The sequence below is a fragment of the Pedobacter sp. MC2016-15 genome (assembly GCF_026239695.1).
Taxonomy (GTDB): domain Bacteria; phylum Bacteroidota; class Bacteroidia; order Sphingobacteriales; family Sphingobacteriaceae; genus Pedobacter.
The window spans coordinates 140,643-154,486 of sequence record NZ_JAPIVS010000003.1 but is presented as its reverse complement, the minus strand read 5'-3'; the positions used below and the strand labels follow the sequence as shown (position 1 = coordinate 154,486).

Annotated in this window: 15 protein-coding genes; 1 reads left to right on the top strand and 14 read right to left on the bottom strand. The window is 37.8% G+C overall.

What is annotated here, in order from left to right; genetic code table 11:
* Window positions 1-32: 32 nt before the first annotated feature.
* The 3 genes from OQY15_RS09670 to OQY15_RS09660 are packed head-to-tail and all read right to left on the bottom strand — an operon-like array spanning window position 33 to window position 1,700.
* Complete coding sequence (locus OQY15_RS09670) at window positions 33-548, bottom strand: hypothetical protein (protein ID WP_265790787.1); 516 nt, start codon at window positions 546-548, stop codon at window positions 33-35.
* A 51-nt stretch (window positions 549-599) separates the two neighbouring features.
* Window positions 600-1,073 carry a J domain-containing protein gene (locus OQY15_RS09665; protein ID WP_265790785.1) on the bottom strand — a complete coding sequence of 158 codons (474 nt, stop codon included), beginning with the start codon at window positions 1,071-1,073 and terminating at the stop codon, window positions 600-602.
* Between the two features lie 30 nt (window positions 1,074-1,103).
* Complete coding sequence (locus tag OQY15_RS09660; protein WP_265790783.1) at window positions 1,104-1,700, bottom strand: hypothetical protein; 597 nt, start codon at window positions 1,698-1,700, stop codon at window positions 1,104-1,106.
* Between the two features lie 581 nt (window positions 1,701-2,281).
* Between OQY15_RS09660 and OQY15_RS09655 the strand changes: the two genes are divergently transcribed.
* The gene (locus OQY15_RS09655; RefSeq protein ID WP_265790781.1) at window positions 2,282-3,433 is read left to right on the top strand and encodes a hypothetical protein; all 1,152 of its coding nucleotides are present in this window, start codon (window positions 2,282-2,284) and stop codon (window positions 3,431-3,433) included.
* A 626-nt stretch (window positions 3,434-4,059) separates the two neighbouring features.
* Here the strand turns inward: OQY15_RS09655 and OQY15_RS09650 are convergent.
* The 11 genes from OQY15_RS09650 to OQY15_RS09600 form a co-directional block, all read right to left on the bottom strand.
* On the bottom strand, window positions 4,060-5,064 hold the full coding sequence (locus tag OQY15_RS09650; RefSeq protein ID WP_265790779.1) for a hypothetical protein: 1,005 nt from the start codon (window positions 5,062-5,064) through the stop codon (window positions 4,060-4,062).
* 30 nt (window positions 5,065-5,094) lie between these two features.
* Window positions 5,095-6,144, bottom strand: a complete 1,050-nt coding sequence (gene traM / locus OQY15_RS09645) for a conjugative transposon protein TraM (protein WP_265790777.1) — start codon at window positions 6,142-6,144, stop codon at window positions 5,095-5,097.
* Window positions 6,145-6,404: 260 nt separating this feature from the next.
* Window positions 6,405-7,031 (bottom strand): conjugative transposon protein TraK, encoded by a 627-nt coding sequence (gene traK / locus OQY15_RS09640; RefSeq protein ID WP_265790775.1) that lies wholly within the window; start codon window positions 7,029-7,031, stop codon window positions 6,405-6,407.
* A gap of 11 nt (window positions 7,032-7,042) precedes the next feature.
* A complete protein-coding gene (gene traJ / locus OQY15_RS09635) occupies window positions 7,043-8,200 on the bottom strand; it encodes a conjugative transposon protein TraJ (protein ID WP_265792115.1) in 1,158 nt (385 codons plus the stop codon).
* 22 nt (window positions 8,201-8,222) lie between these two features.
* The gene (locus OQY15_RS09630; protein ID WP_265790773.1) at window positions 8,223-8,846 is read right to left on the bottom strand and encodes a TerB family tellurite resistance protein; all 624 of its coding nucleotides are present in this window, start codon (window positions 8,844-8,846) and stop codon (window positions 8,223-8,225) included.
* Between the two features lie 2 nt (window positions 8,847-8,848).
* Window positions 8,849-9,499, bottom strand: coding sequence for a hypothetical protein (locus tag OQY15_RS09625; RefSeq protein ID WP_265790771.1), 651 nt, complete (start codon window positions 9,497-9,499; stop codon window positions 8,849-8,851).
* Entirely contained in the window at window positions 9,486-10,187 is a 702-nt protein-coding gene (locus tag OQY15_RS09620; RefSeq protein ID WP_265790768.1) for a conjugal transfer protein TraI, read from the bottom strand. Before OQY15_RS09620 ends, OQY15_RS09625 begins: the two co-directional genes overlap by 14 nt.
* 7 nt (window positions 10,188-10,194) lie before the next feature.
* Window positions 10,195-10,575, bottom strand: a complete 381-nt coding sequence (locus tag OQY15_RS09615; protein WP_265790766.1) for a hypothetical protein — start codon at window positions 10,573-10,575, stop codon at window positions 10,195-10,197.
* Between the two features lie 19 nt (window positions 10,576-10,594).
* Window positions 10,595-13,054 (bottom strand): TraG family conjugative transposon ATPase, encoded by a 2,460-nt coding sequence (locus OQY15_RS09610; protein ID WP_265790764.1) that lies wholly within the window; start codon window positions 13,052-13,054, stop codon window positions 10,595-10,597.
* Window positions 13,051-13,383, bottom strand: a complete 333-nt coding sequence (locus OQY15_RS22410) for a DUF4133 domain-containing protein (RefSeq protein WP_265790762.1) — start codon at window positions 13,381-13,383, stop codon at window positions 13,051-13,053. Before OQY15_RS22410 ends, OQY15_RS09610 begins: the two co-directional genes overlap by 4 nt.
* 102 nt (window positions 13,384-13,485) lie before the next feature.
* Window positions 13,486-13,830 carry a DUF4134 domain-containing protein gene (locus OQY15_RS09600; RefSeq protein ID WP_265790760.1) on the bottom strand — a complete coding sequence of 115 codons (345 nt, stop codon included), beginning with the start codon at window positions 13,828-13,830 and terminating at the stop codon, window positions 13,486-13,488.
* Window positions 13,831-13,844 lie beyond the last annotated feature (14 nt).

The following is a 13,844-nucleotide window of genomic DNA, read 5'->3' as shown; positions in this document are numbered from 1 at the left end:
TCTTATAATTTTTAAGGTCAAGTTTGACCGGTTTATAAATGGTTAATTAGGAGTTCATTGAAGTGTATGATCATAATCCTTTCTCCAGAATGCTTATCACTAATCCAGACATGATCACCTGATCGTCCAGTGATGTAGCTCTCCTCACATGGTTCTACATAAACTCTGCAATCACTGGCGATACATTTTAAAATAAAATTGCGATAGCTTTCTTTTGATCCTTTGTTTTGGGGATAGTTAAAACATGTTCGCCCTTCAGCGTTCCAAAAGGTTATACAATGAACCACTTCATATAAATCTACTGGTAGAGTATCGGCCTCCAAAACTCCTACTAATACCTCAGAATATTCACATTGGTGTCTATGCCCCCGAACAAAGTAAACTGCAACGGCAGTTTCAGCTCTTTGAGAATAGCCGTAATAATCACAGAAATTACTTGCCTGTTCTATGGTTTCCTCACAGTAATCACTGCTATCGACAAAAATTGGTAAACCATTATGATTAAATAGGATATATTGATCCTCTGGCGATTTAGAAATCCATTTCATAATATTGTTGATTAAAGGGGAACTAGGTTCCCCATATGAATTTTACATTGTTTAAAAGATTTTGCGATAACGTTTGGTCTTAATGACCTCTGAACCATATTTTTCGCGTATTTCATCAAGGGATTTCCTTCCCCCTTTGAAAACTTTATGCTCACCGGTTCTGAAGTACCAAGCGCGTTTCTTGGGCGCGAACAGATAACCTGCTGCTTTGAGATCTGCCCTGTGATGATATGTGCTGCCTGTAACCCAAATCCAAGAACCTACTACTTCAATCGTTATATCCTCAAAATGAACAATAGCCAAAATTGCTATTCTGTATTCTTCAGAGTTCTGGATTTCAGATTCTGTATCTTCTTCTGACAAGTTATTTTGATCAATAATTCGAGCTGTAGCAAAAGCGTACTCTTTATTAATCTCTTGCATTGTAATTGTATCACCTCCCAAATCTGGATGATACTGCTTAGCTAGAGATTTGTACAGGCCCTTGATCTGATCAAGGGTCGTACAGTTACCAAACCATTTCATAATCTGAGTCTGATGGTTTTTAGATAGCAATTAGGCTTTCAATGAGATTTGACCCTCTATCTCTGCCAGTTTCTCAACACATAAACTGTTGACGTTTTTTGCAACGGTATCAATGATAAAGGGATTTTTTGCGGAAAAGGTATTTCCTTGATCATCAGTAATCGTCAATGTACAGCCTTGAAAATGACTGGCAGTTGTTTCCTCTGCTTCGTCGAGTTGTTTGATTTCGAAAGCTTCGAGAGTGGCTATAGTTTCCATTAACTTATCCCTCTGGGAAGATAACCTTCCAAGTTCCTTGATTTTCTTTAACGTCTGCTCCAAATTCAGGGCTGGTTTATTATTTTCAAGTTCGGCCTTCAACTCTTTTTTAGTCTTTTCATGTTGGCCTTCCTTCTCCTGTTGGTCATTTTTAGGGGAATCCGAGGTCTCTGGGGATTGTTCTTTTTTGTTTGCATTAGGATCAGCAGGCATCACGCCATTAGCGTCTTTAGGAAATTCTTTTTTAACATCTGCCGTTTTTGATTCCTTGTTGACTGGATTTCCGGCCACAAATTTTTGCTCTTTGTTCTCTGCTTTTACGGTGTTAGCTACTTTAACTTGTCCGTTGTTTTTTGCATTAGTTTCCATTTTATTGGGGTTCTTAAGTTTGAACCTGCGTACTACATTTCGGCAGGAGCCTTTTCTGGCTTTTTGTTAAGCACCCTCATCTGATATAGCAGTTTAGCAATGCAAGGCTTTTTGAAAAAAAAAACAACCCGTAGGGTGGAGATTTTTTTTCAAAAACAAGCAGAGTTTACGGAGCCGCCTTGCATTGCTAAACTGCTAATCAGAACTTTCGAAACAAACAGCCACATAAGAATTCACAGATAATTTAAAAACCACACTTTTTCTTTCACTGAAATATAATTAAACAATTTTACATTGGGTATCTATATCGTTACAAATCTTAAACAAGACATACTCTCAAAATATTATATTTGCTAAATGAATTACTTATTTAACCCTCTCTCAAGTACAAGTGGTATATCCTCGCATTAGTTATAAGCTTCACTATAAGCAGCTGTAAAAAAGAATCATCTAATGATAACATTCTTACTAATGAGATTGACCAAGCAAAAGAAATCTTCGCTCTCAAATCAAAAAGCACTAGATTACAACATGGTGTAAACTCTTTGTTGCCGGATACAATTTTAAATGCCAGGGTACCAATGTGGGAAAAAGCATATGTCCGGCACTCAGGCGATACAAGCGTAGTGTTTGTCCCGATAGATCTGAAGTCAACAATCGTGGTCACCAAGGGTGGCAAAACAGGAAGCAATCTTAACAATAAAATATTTTTGCGAATCGTAGATTCAGGTAGGGGATTCGAAAACTCTCCAATTGAAATGGTTAGTATGATACCCAATCAAGATCAGTCTAGTAAAGATAGTTTCAGCGGGATTATGATTGTAGAAGACTGGTTCCATCCTGCTGCCCGTTTTATAGATTTAAGGTCAGGGTCTACAAAAAATACAAATAGAAAAATGTCGTCAACAAAAGGCGGTATGACAACGCAAGGCTATTACGAATGTGTACAAATTAATATAACTGCATGTGCTGGTGTTATAGGATATATGCACTGTGAAACTACAAGTTCAACAACTTGTTCAGGTGGTGGGGGGTCTACTGGTGGCAGTGGTTCTTCAGGTGAAGGGAGCAACCCAGGTAACGGGGGTGGTGGCAGCAACGGTAGCGTGACTGTCCCATTACCAGAATGGCTTCCAGTATCTAAAATATATAATCAAGTAACTGAACCTTGTTTAGCTAGAGTTATAGACGCTACGCTTAATAGTGGTGTAAAGGATGAAATCATGAATATTATCGATAAGTTTGTTGGTCGTGACCATTTAAATATCACGTATAAAAATGCCCCAATTTTAGAAAAAGGTGCAGATGCTAAAACTAAAGCTCAACGTACATTAGGTACGAATGGCGCTCTAGATCGGGTCGACGTAACTATTACTTTTAGCGACACAAACTTTGTGAATGTTAGTAAAGAATATATCACCACAACGCTTATTCATGAGGCAGTCCATGCGTACCTCAGAACTAATCCAAATACATTTTACGATTTAGAGGAGACTGATCATGAGACCTTATCTATCAGATATGTTGAGCCTCTAAGTGACTTTTTAATAAGTATGTATGGAATATCAGCTTTTGACGCATACTCTTTAACGTGGCGAGGACTCATGTCAACAAAGGCGTACAAAAATGCCAATAGTTTCAATGTTCAAGGTACAATCTACAGCAAAGAACTTATTGAACAGACTGGAGTTCAATATTTAATTTCACAAAAAGGACAACCCAAATGCGACTAACTAAGATCCTACTTTTCTGTATATGTTTTTTCTCTCTTTGTAAGAGTTTTGGCCAGGGTTCACAAAAAGATTTTAAAAAATTAAATACCTTTTTGCAACAGAACTTAACTCAGGGTTGGTTTCCAGACTCAACACATTTATACGTAGGTAAAGTTGAAATTTTAATACAGTCGGGTCTAAATTACAAACCAATTATCACTTCAACTGATACAACATTAACAAATAAGTTATCCAAATTTAGCACGCTTAAAGATTACGATTATAGATCTTTTATAATCAGGAATAAGACCATTCGTTTGATTGTACCCGTTTCAGTTAATTCCATCGCTTTCAAAGACAGAAAGAACCCCATGATTAAGGCAGATTCGCTGCACTTTGAATTATCAAAATTGTTTTATAAATCCACGACTGTAAAGAAACATGAAGTTATAATATATATGGAGCCAGTATTATTTCAAGTTCTTCATAGTTCAGGCTATTAAGATGAAACTTTCCAGCTTTAATCTATTGGTTACTGATGAGCGGTTATATCTTAAATGAAGCTTTTTGTATCTTAAGATTTAAATACAAGCTGCCGATATAAGTGGCAGCTTGTAAAAAAAGACGATATTCTGTCGGGAGGTTATCTAAATTCCAAGTCCAGCATCTTGGTCTTTCTGCCGTTGCTTGTTCTTTTCAACTCCAAACGATTTTTCTTTGTTCCTAGATTGACTCTGATCCTTCAAAAATGCTTCCCTCTTTTCCGGTTTTCCATCTGGTCGAAAGAAATTGATATTAGTATAACGGGGCACGGCTTCAACGTGTAATTTCATTGATTCTCCAGTTGAGTTGATAACCGTTATTAGAGGTCTACCACCATCCTTAATCTGGTCAATAATGAGATCCATCTTTTTAGGCTGATCGGCTTCCTTAATATTATATTTGGATAACTCCTTGGTCAAATCAAATCCATAGCCTTCGCTGAATTGCTTAACCTTATAATTATCATACCGATCTTTTGGCTCATTAAACTGGTATATACTCCAAGCTTTATATTGATTTCCTGCCCTACTGACCAAATCATCGCGATAAGCTGCACGACCTTGTAGCATATTGCCAGCTTGAACAACATTGAATCCGCGCCCATTATCAACGTAATGCGTGTTTTTTAAAACAGGACTGTAGAAAGTATTTTCAAATTGTTTAGCTACATAATCTACCCTACCCGCCTTCATGGACGCCAATCCTTGTTGAAACTTGAAGTCGTTAGGGTTTCCAACAGCAAGGGTGGCAGTGCCTTTCTGATCTTTAAAATAAGTCATGGCTTCGATCACGCTATCAAACTTGCGTACCAAGTTACTTCCCGATTTTTCAACGTTGGGAGTAATTACCATGTATTTTTGCCCTTCTTCAAGTGGCTTCGCTTTACTTAAGGCAACATCAAATTTGTTCAAGAAGTACAACCCCGAACTTTCACTAACTTTTAAATGAGCAGTTAAATCCAACTGCCCTCGATCAGCAGGAAGTTGTCCAGTAAATGTAATAGTGGGATGTCCTTCCTCCATACGTTTAATGATCTCTTTTACCATGTTTTCAGGCAACTTCAAGGCTGAAGCTTCTGCCTCGAACTTTTCTAATGCGTTTCTGTTCATATCATTAATATTTTATATGAGTCCAAAGACTTAGTACTTATTCTTTTTGGTATTATCCCTTAATAGCAAAGGATAACCTGCCTTGACTTTCTGTTTAACACGTTTAATCTTTTTATTAAACAGTCCCTTTGCTGCATCAATCCCGGCACCAGCTAACTGGGTGGTCACACCTTGATCAGATCCCATCAAATTAACTCCGGAAATTGCATCACTACTACCTCGATTAACTGCATCGATTAGTGATGCTTCTGGTGCATAAATCCCGGACATAGCGTCACGCCTGTCAAATACAGTTATATTAACTGGGATCACAGATGTTCCCAACCTAATATTTTTGATTTGCAGGTTCAAACGCTGATTACTGAACTCTGCCAACCCGAATATTGAATATCCTTTGGGAATCTTTTGATCATTAACAATAATGGTATCAGATAGAATGATTTCAACGACTGCACCTTGAACTACTTTTTGATCTTTTGCGATTGTCGCAGGAATGGCCTTAAAGAGACTATCAGGTTGTTCGGTTAAGCTTTGATTATTCTTTTCCTTAATCAATTCAGGATGTTGAATTTCCTGGATACTTTTTAAAATGCCAGCAAGTTGTTTCATTTCTGGATCTTCAGCCTGATCCGTTTTCATATTCTTCATCAACATTTCAAGCTTTGCTACATCTGCTGAAGTAGATGGAGATGAATATCCTGATGCAGTGGGTTGTTCGAGGTATCCTTTTGGTGAAATAGGAGTATTTATCTCTTTATTTATAGCAGCCAGCTTTTCATTGATCTCTGTAGTTCTACTGTCTTCGACCAATGGCATTTCTAATTTAGATGTAACCGCGTCAAAACCGTGATCATAACCAGATGACTCGTCCTTCGTCTGATTATAGACACTCATTTTGGTAATAGGCATCTCTTTTTTGAATTTCGCATCAGGCAGTTGGGAGTTGATACCTTTCGTCATAACTGAATTCAGATTCCCAGTCCCTCCTCCCATCAAACCAAAAGCGATGGCAAAGAATGGAAGTATTAATAAAGGCACAAATAAAAGTGCCTTCCGTTTGTCAATACGTTGTGTTTTCATATGATATTTAATTAGAAATTGGATAATAGATTACACATTAGCTCATCGTAAAGCATTCAATATCAAATTCAGGAAATACCCCCCGGATAGTAGACAAAAACCTAAAAGTATAAGCCTCCAGGTTCTCGCATTGAACCGATCTGTCTTTTTATTAAGATAGTTTGCAGCTTTGCGCTGTTTTTTCAAGATGATTAAAGAAATATTTTCAGCAAACCTCAACTGCTTGGGATTTAGACTATCCCTATTCTTGTGCGAAGATTTCATAATTGATCAGATTTATCTTTAATATCACTGTTTACTAATGTTTCCCACCTTTGAATTAAAAAACCATGAGGATTGTTATCCGTTTGAGTTTTCAAGATCCTGACTTCACCTTGAGTGACTAACTTCCTGAAGGTAGTGCTGCTTGACCTTACAAGTTTTTGCGTAGCATAGCACACAAAAGTATATGGCTGCGCATCAACATCTAACCTGATACTATCTACTTCTAATTCCTGAGAGATGTTCGCAGCTATCAAATTATTATAATAGCCAGCTTCTTTAAGATTCTCATATGCTCTCTTTGCACTTTCGTCAGCCAGATACAGAGCTTTAGATATACCTGATTGAATCGCTTTTTCATCAGGATCAAGGTTGAAAAAATACTGATGAAAGGTTTTAATGTGATCCCTTAATTCTACAGGCATATTTTGTTGTCGTGAGGCAGCGACAGCCTCCAATACTTTCCCATTGTAGAGGATATGTATTCGACCTTGAGCCTCGATGATCAGCTTATAGCTGAATAACAAACACCCAGCACAGATCAGGGCACATGATATGACAATAAAAATGCTGAAACGCTTAACATGCTGGAAGGCACTATCGATGTTTTTGAGTTGTTTAAACATAAGATCTAGTTTTATTTTCCTGACACCTTGTGTTTGAAGTAATTACTTCCACTTATTTCGGCCATTCCACCTGATAAGTTTCTTCGTGCATCATCAAAGCGGTCTACGATCATTCCTGCACCGCCTCTTGCTCCACCTACAGCAGCACTGGTTCCACCCATAACGAGAGAGTTTACTTTTGTCAGTATTCCATTTCCCCCTCCGGCATGTACAATGGCATTTGCTACGCTAGGCACCCGAGTATATCCTATGATACCAATGACCATGAAAACCAGATATGCAGTATCAGTAACTGTGAAAAAGGTATCTCCACCGCTACCAATTTGGGAAATATCGATCTTTAGCATATTCTCCTGAATCTTTCCAAGGATGCTTCCGAAGATATTTGCTACTGGCAGCCACATAAAAGTATTGATGTAGCGTGCAACCCAAACCGTTAAAGTATGCTGAAAGCCATCAAAAACCGCTATACCAAATACGATTGGGCCAAGAATTGCCAGGACAATGAGATAAAATGTCCGAATAGTGTTGATACACAGCGCAGCAGCAGCAAACAACAATTGCAAGATCTCACTCATCCACTGCTTGATGTTATTCCGGAAATTGTAATAACTTTTATCCATCCAAAATTTAACATCATTACCTATTCCTTCGAAAACCCCTTCCTGTGTACGCTCAGGATCAAGCGGGTGTGTCATCTTATACCATTTATCACTATCCCCCTGCCCGGTATCTCCTACATACATTTTCCACTGGTCACTTTTCTTGGTAGCTGCCTCTTTTATTTTTAATAAGGTCGCTATAGACTTATCCGAGTCAGTCACCATATCACGGGTGTATATGACGATGGGCTGTAGGATGCCATTCATTACTGAAATAACAACCGGAAATAACATAATTGCTAACCCGAGCCCAAATGGTCTTAATAAGGGATAGAAGTCAACCGCTTCCGCAGCCGCAATTTGGCGCCAGACTCTTGAGGCGATGTACCACAAAGCCCCAAATCCTGCAAGTCCACGTGCAACACCAATTAGCTTGCTACAAAGCGGTAGCATTTCATTATAAACATTATCCAATACCTTCTGTAGACCGCCAATCTCACCAGATAATCCTTGTGCGAAGGAATATTGGGGCAATAGCGTAGCTAAAGCCGCAAAAATTGCGATCATTAATACGTTCTTTTTCATAATTTTATTTAAGATTATAGAACTGCTTCTGATTTGCGTCTTCCAACTTTGATTGATGCTTTTGCAGGTTCAGCACATCCGCATGCCGATTAAAACTGCGTAAGAAAACGAGCTTATTTTCAGAATCTCCAAAGATTCGGTCAATAGCCGATAGGCGTTCATCGTCAGTCATTCGTAATTTACTACTTGTAATCACCATCAATAACTGATCAAGGTCATTTAGACTTTGCTTAAAGAGTTCATTGTAAACTTTTCCGAGGTAGTTCAGTTCATCTGCTGAGAAATTACCGTCGCGATTGTACCTTTTAAGGGCGGCCTTATATTCAACAACAAGCTTTGATTGGTAAGATATGATATCAGCTACCCGATGATATTTTTTCACCTCTGGACTAACTTTCATCAAACCATCCAAAAAAACTTCGTGAAGGGTAAAGTTCCCTTGTGCGATGTTCTTCACCGAATTATAGCCATTGGAGACGAGTTGATAACCCGTTTTCATATTGGAAAGAATACCTTTCAGTTGGCTTAATTTCTCAACATTTAAAAGAAGCTGCTCAACTTCCTGTGTCTGAGCGAAGGATATTTGTATGGAGCTAAACAATAAAATGATTAAAAATAAAGTTTTCATAGCTATTCTTTTATGAATGAAATCCTCTTCAGATAGCCAACATCGTCCTTTTCAGATTGCTTCTGACGAATGAGTTGATTGCTATTATTGATAAAATCTTGGGTAAAAGCTGATTTCTCAAGCATGCTTTGATAGATGCTCTCCAATCTCTTTAGCCTTTCATCATCATTCATTTCAGCTTTGCCAGAAGAAATCACTAATAACAGATCATCAAGATCCCCAGCGCATTCATTGAGAACTGCGCTATAAACTGACGAAACGTATTTACGATCACTGACACTTAAGAACTCGTTATCTTTTACTTTTGAAAAGGCTTTGGCAATTGATACTTGTAACACGAGTATCTCAGCGACGCGTAGATCATTTTTGATCACAGGGCTTACAAGTTTCAAGGAGCTGATAAAGAGGTTATGTAATTTAAATTCACCATTTGTAAACCCTTTTACTGTACTTAAACCATTGTCCACGATAGTATAACCTTTTTTAAGATACCCGGCATAAACCTGGAATGCGGCAATTTGCTGAAGCAGATACTTTTTTTGAGTCTTCCGCTGATTAAAAAATTCAGCAAATGTTTGCGAATAGACTGAAAGAGAACTGCAAAGCTGAATGATAAAAAGGATGAGACTAGCAATAATTCTAATTGATTTCATACATCTCTTTTAAAGTTTGCAACTCAAAGTTCGATTTTGATCGCTGAATGCTTAAAGTGATATTTTGGTTATTGAATTGTTTCAAGTCAGCATAATTTTGCTCCATCTGATCGGCTGCAATATTTAGCAGTTCTAATCTTTTAGCATCACTCATTTGTGTTTTAAAGGAATTAGTTACTACAAAAACTTGATCTAAATTCCTAACACTGGCATCTAGGATACCTCTATATACCCTTTCCATATATTCAAGTTCTTCGGGTTTAAAATGCTTGTCTTTTTTAAAAAGACTGATTGCCCATTTATATTCCTGAATGATGGCAGATTGGGTCTGAGCCAAAATTTTGATACGATTATAGGTAGATATTAATGCTTTAACCTTTACCAGTTCATCATAATAACCTGCGTACAATGTCTTTTGTCGCTGTGTCCAATCTGAAATCTCGTCCAATTTGAATTTGGACAATTGATTCTCAATAACCTTCTGGGCATTCTGAAGCCAAATTGTTTCATTTTGAAGACGCTGCACTTTGAGATCAACCGCCTTAATTACTTTTTTTACGCCTGCTTTAATGACCTCTGCAATTGCCAGTTGTGCATTCGCACCATTTGGAAGGGCAACTAGCAAAGTTATGGCACTAAGTGGCAGGACAACCATATAGGTTCTCATACGCTTAATGATATGTTTCATAATTCCGTTAATTAATTCGCTGGTGAATACTGTTTTTCAGCTTTAAGATTCCCTTGTCAAAATCAAATGAAATAATCCTTCCTTTTCGATTCTCTCGCAAAATTTGTGATTTCTCGTTGTATACTCCACTCCATTCCTCAGTATGAAAGTGGGTAGCTCCCGGTTTACCATCTGTTATCAGTTTAAATCCCGCTCTGCGATGGATGAGGTAATTATTATCTTTTTCATGCTCCACAATTAGTGTGTCCTCAGCAATGCTATACTCACTTTCAGCGTGGTTTACATATATACCGGGCAGGAGTAAAACAGGGTTTGAGTTGCAAGATGCAAGAAGTGAGATCGAAAAAATAATCATTACTGAAAAGTGAAGTTCTTTGATGTTTTTCATTTGATTAAAGATTAAAGGTTTACAATTTTGTTATTCCCTTACGGATATCATCTGCAAGCGCGGCAACACCTTTATAGATATCACCTTCCCTCGCAGAATATTCCTCGACTTTTAATTTTTCAGATTCTTCAGTAGTGTAAAGAAGATATTCTTCAAGAGACAATTCGTTCCTGTACACATTCATAAACTGCCCACCTTGATCTACAAAGATTTCTCGATAAGACCTACCATCTTCATTGGCTTTGTTGAGTGAGAGTAACAAGGTTTTAGCTTTTTCAGATAGTCCCAGGACTTCCTGCAACTTGTCAAACTTGTTCATGAATTTCCTCATGTCCAATAATAACTTTGTATCAGAAAGGTTGATTACTGTCTCCTTGATGATAGGTGAGCTAATTAAGTCATCTACCTCCTGAGTAACCAGAGCAGCGATTCCATTGAATTTTCGAACGGTTTTATACAGATATTTGATAAAATTCGCCATGCCAGACTTTGCAATTGCAATCCATGCCTCATCTATTGCAAGAATTTTCCTTTTGCCCTTCAGCTTACGCATTTTAGAAATAAACATTTCCATAATGATTATCGTAACTACTGGAAATAGGATTTCATGTGATTTGATGTTATCCAACTCAAACACAATAAATCTTTCATTAAGAAGATCAAGGTTTTCGGTCGCATTTAGTAGATAATCGTATTCTCCGCCCCTGTAATACGGATTAAGTACGTACAGAAAATTTGAAACATCAAAATCCTTGTCTTTTACATCTCCGTTCCTTAAAACAATCAAATATTCCTCCATCAGGAAATCGTAGAAGGAATTGAACCCGGGAAAAACATTTGGATTATCGTTTAAATAGGAATAATACAGATTGATCGCAGTGGAAATTGCAACGTATTCAGAACGATTGTAGTCATCGCTATCCTTTTTCCATAAAGCTATCAGCAATGTTTTTAGGCTCTCTTTCTTTTCGACATCTAAAACATCATCTTTTCCGAGATAAAACGGGTTAAATCGAATGGGTTTATCTTCTGTATAAGTGAAATAATAACCGTTAACAGCGTTACACAAGCCCTTATAACTACCTCCAATATCTATGGTTACACAATGTGCGCCTTCATCGTACAGACTTCGAAGTAAATGATTCATAAAAAGAGACTTCCCTGCACCACTGCTCCCGCAACAAAACAAATTACGGTTTGTAATCAACCCTGATTTCATTGGTGCATTAAAAAGATCAAGAAACAGTGGTCTACCGTTTAAGCGATCACCTAAACGTACACCTACGCTATCTGATCGGTTTGCACCCTCAATGTTGAGAAAGCAAGCAGCTTGCTCCACGAACGTATCAAAAGTGTCATTCATAGGGAAATCAGCTTCATTACCTGGCATTCCGGCATACCAAATTTGTGGCGCCCCGTCCGACTCTTCTTTACAAACTGCATCCATGACAGCCATTGACGAACTCACTGTATTCCTCAATTCACCTATTTCCGACGGTTTATCTGTCCAAACCAAAACGTTAAAATGAGCTTTAACTGGAAGTTTTTGTGTCGAGATAGCTTCATTTAAAAAGTCATTACATGCGTCACGGCTAATTGCATTCTCGCGGGAGTATGCTGATAATGATTGCAGCCGTAGCTTTTTGGCCTCCAAAGCTTTGATGGTCTTTTGTGCGTCTCCAATAAAAACATACTGGTTATAAATATGATTACAATCCAGTAATTGCCCAAGAGGAGTAGCAAAACCTATACTGTATCTGGTTTTATCTGTGGAATATTTATCAAAGTTAATTCTTGAACCGCATACAGAGGGTAGTTCCGTAGGATCAGAAAGAGTATACAGCTTACAGTATTGATCACCCACTTGTAGTTGATCCTTAATATGTATGTCCCTGATAACAGAATTCTGATTTCTGCCCAGCAAGAAACAGTATTTCTCAATTATACCAGGTTTGTTAGCTGTTCCTGCAAGTTCATCCTCATTCAATCTTCGCAAAGTGACGCTCCCACTATCAGACACTATTCTTTCAAATTGCCCACACGAAGAGTAGAACGAAGAAAGTTCTTTTTCATCGTTCAACGTCACAGGTGCTATAGATTTTCGTAAGATATTTGAATAAGCTGACGAGGAAAGTTTTCGATTTTGTGGTTTCTGCGTTAAAAAAATAAAGCATTGATGATCCAGATAGGGTCTTCCATTGAAAAACATGGCTGCTGCATTTGTTATGGGTTTGGTAACATTTTCCTCCGTTTCAACGCGAGATTTTAAGAACCAGTCAGCCTTATGGAATATCATTCCATTGCTTAAGACTTTTATAGCCTTAATAAAAGTTTGATGTACTGATTCAAAATCTGATATCGATTGTGTTCCTATTACTGGTAATGTTACCTCGTAAGCGATTGTGACATCACCGAGCATAGAAACCATTGCTCCTGATTCCACTTTCCAAATAGGAAGGATGCTTTCTATTTGAATCATGATAACCTCCCTTCTGATTTCAATCTAATAAATACGCGTCTAGAACTAAACTTTATATAATTCGGAAGCCCTCTCTTTGCCATAAACTTGCCTAAACCATCTACGCCAAATCTCTTAGAAAGCCTCGTAACGATAATGAAAAGAGCAGTTCCCGATCCAATTACTAAAGGAAGTAGGAACAAAAGAGGGACATTTAGAATGTAAAGTAGCGTAAAGGCGATCATTAAAACTACGAGCCCTACAGCTAAATAGGCGATATATTGTCCATATAATCCCCGAAACTCTATAGGTTTGTTAATGCCTTTGTTGATTTGATATATCGAACTCATAATCTTTTGTGTTAAATATGAATGAACGGAGCAAGGTGCTATTCTTGCTCAAGCGATTTGCTCCGTTCACCTTAATTTTATTTGAAACCTATTCCTCAGAAGCTATATCCCAAAAAATGATTTTAACACTGTTGCCACTACCACTAAGAAGATACAGGAGCCAAACCATGCTGCAGCAACCTTATTAGTATCAGGTTCACCTGCATTCCACTTATTGAAAACTTTGACTGCACCAATTAAACCTACAACCGCACCGATAGCGTACATTAGGTCGCAACCAGTATCAAAATAGCTTACTACCTTATTTGTTGCTTCCTGAATACCAGCGACTCCATCTTGAGCCAATGCGACTGACGCATTAAATAAATTGTAAGCACAAAGCAGTATTGTAAGCAGCCTGAACTTGCGTATCAATTGTTTGTTCGGTGTTTTAAATTGTTTCTTCATGTAATTTTTAATCT

What these genes read in the sequence shown, in the direction of transcription:
- OQY15_RS09670 (WP_265790787.1), bottom strand. Translation starts at nt 548, where the DNA reads ATGAAATGGATTTCTAAATCGCCAGAGGATCAATATATCCTATTTAAT.
- OQY15_RS09665 (WP_265790785.1), bottom strand. Translation starts at nt 1,073, where the DNA reads ATGAAATGGTTTGGTAACTGTACGACCCTTGATCAGATCAAGGGCCTG.
- OQY15_RS09660 (WP_265790783.1), bottom strand. Translation starts at nt 1,700, where the DNA reads ATGGAAACTAATGCAAAAAACAACGGACAAGTTAAAGTAGCTAACACC.
- OQY15_RS09655 (WP_265790781.1), top strand. Translation starts at nt 2,282, where the DNA reads ATGTGGGAAAAAGCATATGTCCGGCACTCAGGCGATACAAGCGTAGTG.
- OQY15_RS09650 (WP_265790779.1), bottom strand. Translation starts at nt 5,064, where the DNA reads ATGAACAGAAACGCATTAGAAAAGTTCGAGGCAGAAGCTTCAGCCTTG.
- traM (WP_265790777.1), bottom strand. Translation starts at nt 6,144, where the DNA reads ATGAAAACACAACGTATTGACAAACGGAAGGCACTTTTATTTGTGCCT.
- traK (WP_265790775.1), bottom strand. Translation starts at nt 7,031, where the DNA reads ATGTTTAAACAACTCAAAAACATCGATAGTGCCTTCCAGCATGTTAAG.
- traJ (WP_265792115.1), bottom strand. Translation starts at nt 8,200, where the DNA reads ATGATCGCAATTTTTGCGGCTTTAGCTACGCTATTGCCCCAATATTCC.
- OQY15_RS09630 (WP_265790773.1), bottom strand. Translation starts at nt 8,846, where the DNA reads ATGAAAACTTTATTTTTAATCATTTTATTGTTTAGCTCCATACAAATA.
- OQY15_RS09625 (WP_265790771.1), bottom strand. Translation starts at nt 9,499, where the DNA reads ATGAAATCAATTAGAATTATTGCTAGTCTCATCCTTTTTATCATTCAG.
- OQY15_RS09620 (WP_265790768.1), bottom strand. Translation starts at nt 10,187, where the DNA reads ATGAAACATATCATTAAGCGTATGAGAACCTATATGGTTGTCCTGCCA.
- OQY15_RS09615 (WP_265790766.1), bottom strand. Translation starts at nt 10,575, where the DNA reads ATGAAAAACATCAAAGAACTTCACTTTTCAGTAATGATTATTTTTTCG.
- OQY15_RS09610 (WP_265790764.1), bottom strand. Translation starts at nt 13,054, where the DNA reads ATGATTCAAATAGAAAGCATCCTTCCTATTTGGAAAGTGGAATCAGGA.
- OQY15_RS22410 (WP_265790762.1), bottom strand. Translation starts at nt 13,383, where the DNA reads ATGAGTTCGATATATCAAATCAACAAAGGCATTAACAAACCTATAGAG.
- OQY15_RS09600 (WP_265790760.1), bottom strand. Translation starts at nt 13,830, where the DNA reads ATGAAGAAACAATTTAAAACACCGAACAAACAATTGATACGCAAGTTC.